The 5,771-nt window shown below is 73.6% G+C and carries 5 protein-coding genes and 1 pseudogene; 4 read left to right on the top strand and 2 right to left on the bottom strand.

The window, feature by feature from the left end; all coding sequences use genetic code 11:
- Positions 1-599, top strand: a pseudogene (locus FGF04_RS38040) (SDR family NAD(P)-dependent oxidoreductase); the annotation flags it as partial.
- 113 nt (positions 600-712) lie between these two features.
- Here FGF04_RS38040 and FGF04_RS38035 read toward each other — a convergent pair.
- Positions 713-1,726 carry a ScbA/BarX family gamma-butyrolactone biosynthesis protein gene (locus FGF04_RS38035; RefSeq protein WP_188114407.1) on the bottom strand — a complete coding sequence of 338 codons (1,014 nt, stop codon included), beginning with the start codon at positions 1,724-1,726 and terminating at the stop codon, positions 713-715.
- A 786-nt stretch (positions 1,727-2,512) separates the two neighbouring features.
- Here FGF04_RS38035 and FGF04_RS42210 point away from each other — a divergent pair.
- The 3 genes from FGF04_RS42210 to FGF04_RS38020 all read left to right on the top strand — a co-directional run bounded on the left by FGF04_RS42210 (position 2,513) and on the right by FGF04_RS38020 (position 4,876).
- The gene (locus tag FGF04_RS42210; RefSeq protein WP_408055721.1) at positions 2,513-3,217 is read left to right on the top strand and encodes a GtrA domain-containing protein; all 705 of its coding nucleotides are present in this window, start codon (positions 2,513-2,515) and stop codon (positions 3,215-3,217) included.
- A 172-nt stretch (positions 3,218-3,389) separates the two neighbouring features.
- Entirely contained in the window at positions 3,390-3,935 is a 546-nt protein-coding gene (locus FGF04_RS38025; protein WP_149515956.1) for a hypothetical protein, read from the top strand.
- Between the two features lie 104 nt (positions 3,936-4,039).
- A complete protein-coding gene (locus FGF04_RS38020; RefSeq protein ID WP_149515955.1) occupies positions 4,040-4,876 on the top strand; it encodes a DUF4097 family beta strand repeat-containing protein in 837 nt (278 codons plus the stop codon).
- A 227-nt stretch (positions 4,877-5,103) separates the two neighbouring features.
- Here FGF04_RS38020 and FGF04_RS38015 read toward each other — a convergent pair.
- A partial coding sequence (locus FGF04_RS38015; protein ID WP_328596489.1) for an RDD family protein occupies positions 5,104-5,771 on the bottom strand: 668 nt, incomplete at its 5' end.

Below are 5,771 nucleotides of genomic sequence, written 5' to 3'. Positions count from 1 at the left end.
GGGTGGGGCAGGTGGTGAAGGTGTCGGCGGCCTCCGTGGCCGACGAGCGCGCCCAGGACCTCATCACCCGCTGGCAGCGTGCGTGCGAGGCGGCGCTGACCTCCTCGGGGCTGGGGTGGACGCTGCTGCGGCCGCGCGCGTTCATGTCCAACGCCCTGTCCTGGGCGCCCTCGGTGCGCGCCGAGGGGCTGGTGCGCTCGCTGTACGGGCACGCCCCCAACGCCTGTGTGCACCCGCGTGACATCGCCGACGTGGCGGTGCTGGCGCTGACCGAGCAGGGGCACGCCGGGCGGGCCTACACGCTGACCGGGCCGCAGTCCCTGAGCGCGGTGCAGCAGACGCAGCAGCTCGCGCGGGCGCTGGGGCGGCGCCTGCGGTTCGCGGAGCTGGAGCCCGCCCAGGCGCGCACCGCGCTGCTGCGGCGCCATCCGGCGGCGGTGGCGGAGGCGCTGCTGGAGAGCGCGCTGCGCCAAAAAGCGGGGGCCAAGGCGCAGGTGCTGGACACGGTGCGGGCCCTGACGGGCCGTGCGCCCAGGGCCTTTGGCACCTGGGCGCACGACCACGCGCACGCCTTCACCCCGGCCGGCCCCACGACCTGAGGCCCCACGACCTGAGGCGCCGCGGCCTGAGGGCCCACGGCCTGGGGGGTCATGGCCCCAGGCGTCGCGGCCCGAGGCGCGCCGGCCGGCGCGCCTCGGGCCGCGGGGTACGACTACCCGCGCAGGTCGCAGGCGCTGACGGTGACGTCGAAGAGGGGCTCGCCGTCCTGGTGGCCGCTCACCAGGACGCGGTGCTCCCCCGGGTCGGCGGGCAGGCGGTGGGCCTGGACGGTGCAGGGGCTGTCGAGCTCCGCGTAGCGGCGAAAGCGGCTCACCAGGGAGGTGGGCAGGAAGGAGGAGCGGGTCAGCGAGGAGCGGTTGAGGACGGCGGTGGCGGCCTGGCGGGCCGCCTCCAGGAGCATCATGCCCGGGATGTGGTCCACCGGGTGGTCGAAGAGGATCGGGTGGCGCGTGTCCACCCGCAGCTGCCAGCCATCGGCCTCGCCCAGCGGCGAGAGCACCACGTCGGTGGGCGACATGCGGCCCACGCTCTGCGGCGACAGCGGTGCGGTCAGCCGGATCGCCGGGCGCCCCAGGGAGAGCCGGCCCGCCCGCACCCGCTGGTACACCTGCGAACTCACGCACGTGTAGGAGGCGCTCCCCCGGGCCACCACACGCCCCTCGCGGCGCACGACGGCCTCGTAGCGGGCGCCGGCGTGCTGCAGGCGGCGCTGCTTGACCTGCGGGTAGGTGACCTCGATGTCCAGGGAGGCGGGGACGGCCTCCACCACCAGCTGCCCGGGCTGCACGGCGATCTCCAGGTCGTGCATCAAGAACTGGTGACCGACCGGTACGTCGAACTCCGCATGCGCCAACAAAGAACCGACCTGGCGGATTGTTTCGGCCACCATCAGCGGGTCGTAGTGCGTCCCGCCGACCGGGGTGAAGAAGCTGTGGCCGCGCGGCCACTGGGCGGTGACCGCGAACCGCGCCTCCGCCCGCCGCTCCCATCCGGTGAGCAGGACCTCCGCGACGGCGGCCCGGTGCACCAGCTCCTTGGGCACCGTGGAGGTGAGCGGGCCCTGGCCGGACAGGGCGGGCGAAAGCCCCGTGCCGCCCTGCGCGGACCGCACGGACTGCACGGACGGGCCTGCCGGTCTCGCGTACCGGAACGTGTCCATTGACATGTATCCCCCTGGGTTCTGGCGTGGTGGGCGGGACGCTGTGCATCGCCGCGCACCCAAAGATACGTACCCCCCGGTTTCATTTCTAGCCCGTTTCCGTCAAAACCTGAGACATTATGTGGAGGTAAATCCTCCGTTCGATCGGGCGCATCGGGGGAATACGAAAGACCGCAGCGCCCCGCGCGGCGCCGGCGGAATTCGCCGTCCCCGCGCGGAGTGTTCCCGCTGGTCAGAGGGCATCCGGGAACGCATCTGCCACGCGGCACAAGGGCGCCGATCCGTATATTTACTTTATTCTCCGCCAAGGTTGAATTCTTGAAAGGTTGAATGCGATTCAACCAAAAGGCGCGCCGCGCAAGGAGCCGCCCGAGCCGCCCGCCCGCCCGTCGGCCGGCCGGTCGTCGGCCGGCCGGTCGTCGGCCGGCCGGTTGCGGCGAGCCCCCCGGCACGGGGGTGCACGGGCCGCGGACGGCCCCCTACACCCGGGGGTGCGCGGATCGCGGGCCCGCCCCCTGTACGAGGGTGCGCGGCCGCGGCCGACCCTCTCCCCCGGTGTGGGGGTGTGCGGGCCGCGGGCTGCTCTGACGCCATCACTTCACGCCAGTGGCGCCATTATGGCCTTGCTATGGCGCCACCGGTTGCGCCATGATGGCGGTGCGGACGGTGGGCCGGGTGGCCCTGCAGGGGTTCGTGCACGCAGCGTCGGCCGTCGGATGTCGGACAAGGGGCAGCATCATGGAGTGGGTATCTCGCCGGAGCAAGGCGGCGCCCGGCGCTCACGCTGCCTTCGTGCGGTTCGTCGTGTGCGGTGGCGCCACCGGCGTCGCTTCGAGCTTCGCGGTGACCGCGCTGGCCGCGTGCCTGCCGTGGGTGGTGGCGAACGCGCTGGTGACGGTGGTCTCGACGCTGGCGGCGACCGAGCTGCACGCCCGCTTCACCTTCGGCGCGGGCCGGCGCGCCAGCCGCCTGCAGCACATGCAGTCGGCCGGGTCGGCGAGCGCCGCGTACGCGGTGACCTGCATGGCGATGGCCGTGCTGCACCAGCTGACGGCGGCGCCGGGGGCGCTGACCGAGCAGCTCGTCTACCTGTCGGCCTCCGCGCTGGCCGGGGCGGGACGGTTTTTGGTGCTGCACCTGGTCGTCTTCGCGGGCGGCGCCCGCACCAAGAACGCGGCCCCGGCCACCCCCGGCATCCAGGCCCAGGCCCAGGTCCAAGCACGGGAAGGAGTGCAGGCGCGGGAGCGGGTGCAGGCCCAGGACCGAGCACAGGGCCAGGGCCCGGTGCAGGACCGGGTGCGGGTTCCGGGGGTCCGCCGGGCCGGATGCTCCGCCGCGAAGGTGGCAGTCCTGGGCGCCGGTGCGGCCGTTCCCTGCGCGCTGTGGTGGCGCGACCACGGCCACGACCGCAGCGGCAGCCGCATCGGCACGGGCGCAGGCGCCGGTCTCGGGCTCGGTAGGGCGGACACGGTTCCCGTCCTGCGTACCGCCGCCTGAGCACGGCCCGGCCGATTCCAACCGTTGCGGCAGCGGCGCCCGCCTGAGCGGCCGGCAGCCGGGGGCGGCGGTGCGCCCCCAGTCTTTCGGGGGCCGTATCCCGCTTCCGGACCCTGCTTGCCGTGGCGCCATCCTGCTTGTCGTGGCGCCATGATGGTGCCATGATTGCATCATGGACCTCACTCCCTACGTGGACAACCTCCGGCACGAACTCGGCGTCGCCGCCGAGGCCGCCGGGGACGAAGCCCTCGCCCTGGCGGAGCGGCTCACCGCCCAGCTGGAGTCGTCCGCCCGGCTCACCTTGCTGAGCGCCCTGTCGGACGCGATGGACGAGGTCACCCGCGAGCTGGCCCCCGGCTCGGTCGACGTACGGCTGCGCGGCCTGGACCCCGAGTTCGTCGTCACGGCGCCGCCCGCCATGGACGCGTTCGGCGCAAGCGAGATCCAGGCGCCGGGACCGGCGCCTGTGCCGGGGCCGGTGTCCGGGCCGGCGGCTGGGGTGGACGTCGAGGACGGCGCCACCTCGCGCATCAACTTCCGTCCGCCCGCCCAGCTCAAGGCCCGTATCGAGGAGGCCGCGGGCCGCGAGGGGCTCTCGGTCAACGCCTGGCTGGTCAGGGCCGTCGCCGCCGCCCTGGAACCGGCAACGCAGCGCGGCGCGGGCGCCCCGGGCGCGGTGCACGCGGCCGGGCAGGGACTCACCGGCTGGGTGCGCTAGCCACCCACGCCCCAGCCCCAACTCCTGCTCCTGCTCCTGCTCCTGCATGTGGCCTGCGACCGGGTGAGGCCGCCGGCGCACGAGATCCGAAGGACGAACCCGCCATGCCTGTCTTCGATACCCCCGAGCCCTTGTCCGCCATCGTCGAGATCGAGAGCGGGCGGGTGCGGATCGTTGCCGGCGAACGCTTCGACACCGTGGTGGAGGTGAGCCCGGGCGATCCCGCCGGCCAGCAGGACGTCCAGGCCGCCCAGCAGACCCAGGTCACCTGCACGGGCGGCAAACTCGTCGTCAAGGGGCCCAGGAAACGCTCGCTGTTCGCCCGCACCGGCGCGGTGGCGGTGAGCGTCGAGCTGCCCGCCGGCTCCGACGTGAGCGCCGCCACCGGCAGCGGGCAGCTGGCCGGCGAGGGACGGCTGGGGCACTGCCAGCTGACCACGGGGGCCGGCGACATCCAGCTGGAGGAAGCCGCGAGCGTACGGCTGAAGACCTCCAAGGGAGACGTCCTGGTGGACCACGCCCGGGGCGCGGTGGAGATCCGCGGATCGGGACGGGTGCGGGTGGGCCGGGCCGAGGGACCGGCCACCGTCAAGAACCTCAACGGCGAAACAGTGATCGGACAGGTGGACGGGGCGCTGGAGGTGGCCTCCTCCAACGGGCCCATCAGCGTCCTGCACGCGGGATCCTCCGTCACCGCCCGCTCCGCGAACGGCGCCATCCGGCTCGCCCAGGTGGTACGGGGCCGCATCACCCTGGAAACCTCGGCCGGCGAGCTGGAGGTGGGCATCGCCCAGGGATCGGCGGCCTGGCTGGACGTGCGCTCCACCGCAGGACGGGTACGCAACGAACTCGGAGCGGCAAACGGACCCGGAGCCGGCGAGGAAACGGTCGAGGTCCGCGGACGCACCGCCGTCGGCGACATCGTGATCCGCCGGGCCTGAACCACCCACCAGACCCGCCCAACTCCCGCACGGAAGGGGCAAGGCGCGCCCCAGCCACCGGACCGCCCACCGGCGCGAGCCAGCTCACCGGCACGAGCTGTCCCACCACCACTGGCCAGCCCACGGCACGGGCCAGCCCACCGGCGCGAGCTGTCCCACCGTCACCGGCCGGTCCACCGTTGCGGGCTGTCCCATCATTGCGGGCCAGCTCAGCATCGCGGGCCAGCTCAATGGTGCGGGCGGCGCGCGGGGTGTTCACCGCCCGGCGGCGGGACGCGTACGACGCAGGTGCCGGCGATGCGGTCGGCCAAGGTGCGGCCGCGCGGGGACAGGGCCGCCAGGGCGTTGGCCCAGAACAGGGCGACCGCCAGGGCCCACACGGCCACCGCCATCACAAGCGCGCCGGCCACCAGCAGGCAGCAGGCCAGAGCGAAGCAGCCCACATCGGTGACGGTGGTAACGGCCGCACGCAGAGCGGCGGCACGGCCGGTACGCGGGGCAACGCCCAGGCCCAGGAGTTTCTTGCCGAGGGTGCGTCCGGTCAGGGCGAGCGCGGCCCAGTGATAGACGAACGTGCCCATCACCAGCAGGACGAACGCCTCGACCACGAGCAGGACCACCTGCTGCCACAGGGACAGCGCCAGCTGCCCCGCCCGGTGCCGGGCATCACCGTCCGCACCCAGCAACTCCCACCCACCCAAAGCCGACAGCCCCGGCACATCGGTCAGGAGCTCGGCGATGCGATGGAAAGTCAGCAGCGCAAGCAGATAAGCGGCGACGAGGACCAGGGCGAAATCAACCGCCCAGGCCACAACCCGCCGCCCGACCGCCGCCCGGACCGGAACGGGACCAGGCGCAGTGAGACCCGCAACAGGAACCGGGACAGGACCAGCAA

Origin of the sequence: Streptomyces apricus (assembly GCF_008369065.1) — a bacterium.
Classification (GTDB): Bacteria; Actinomycetota; Actinomycetes; order Streptomycetales; family Streptomycetaceae; genus Streptomyces; species Streptomyces apricus.
This window is presented reverse-complemented; position numbering and strand designations above follow the sequence as displayed.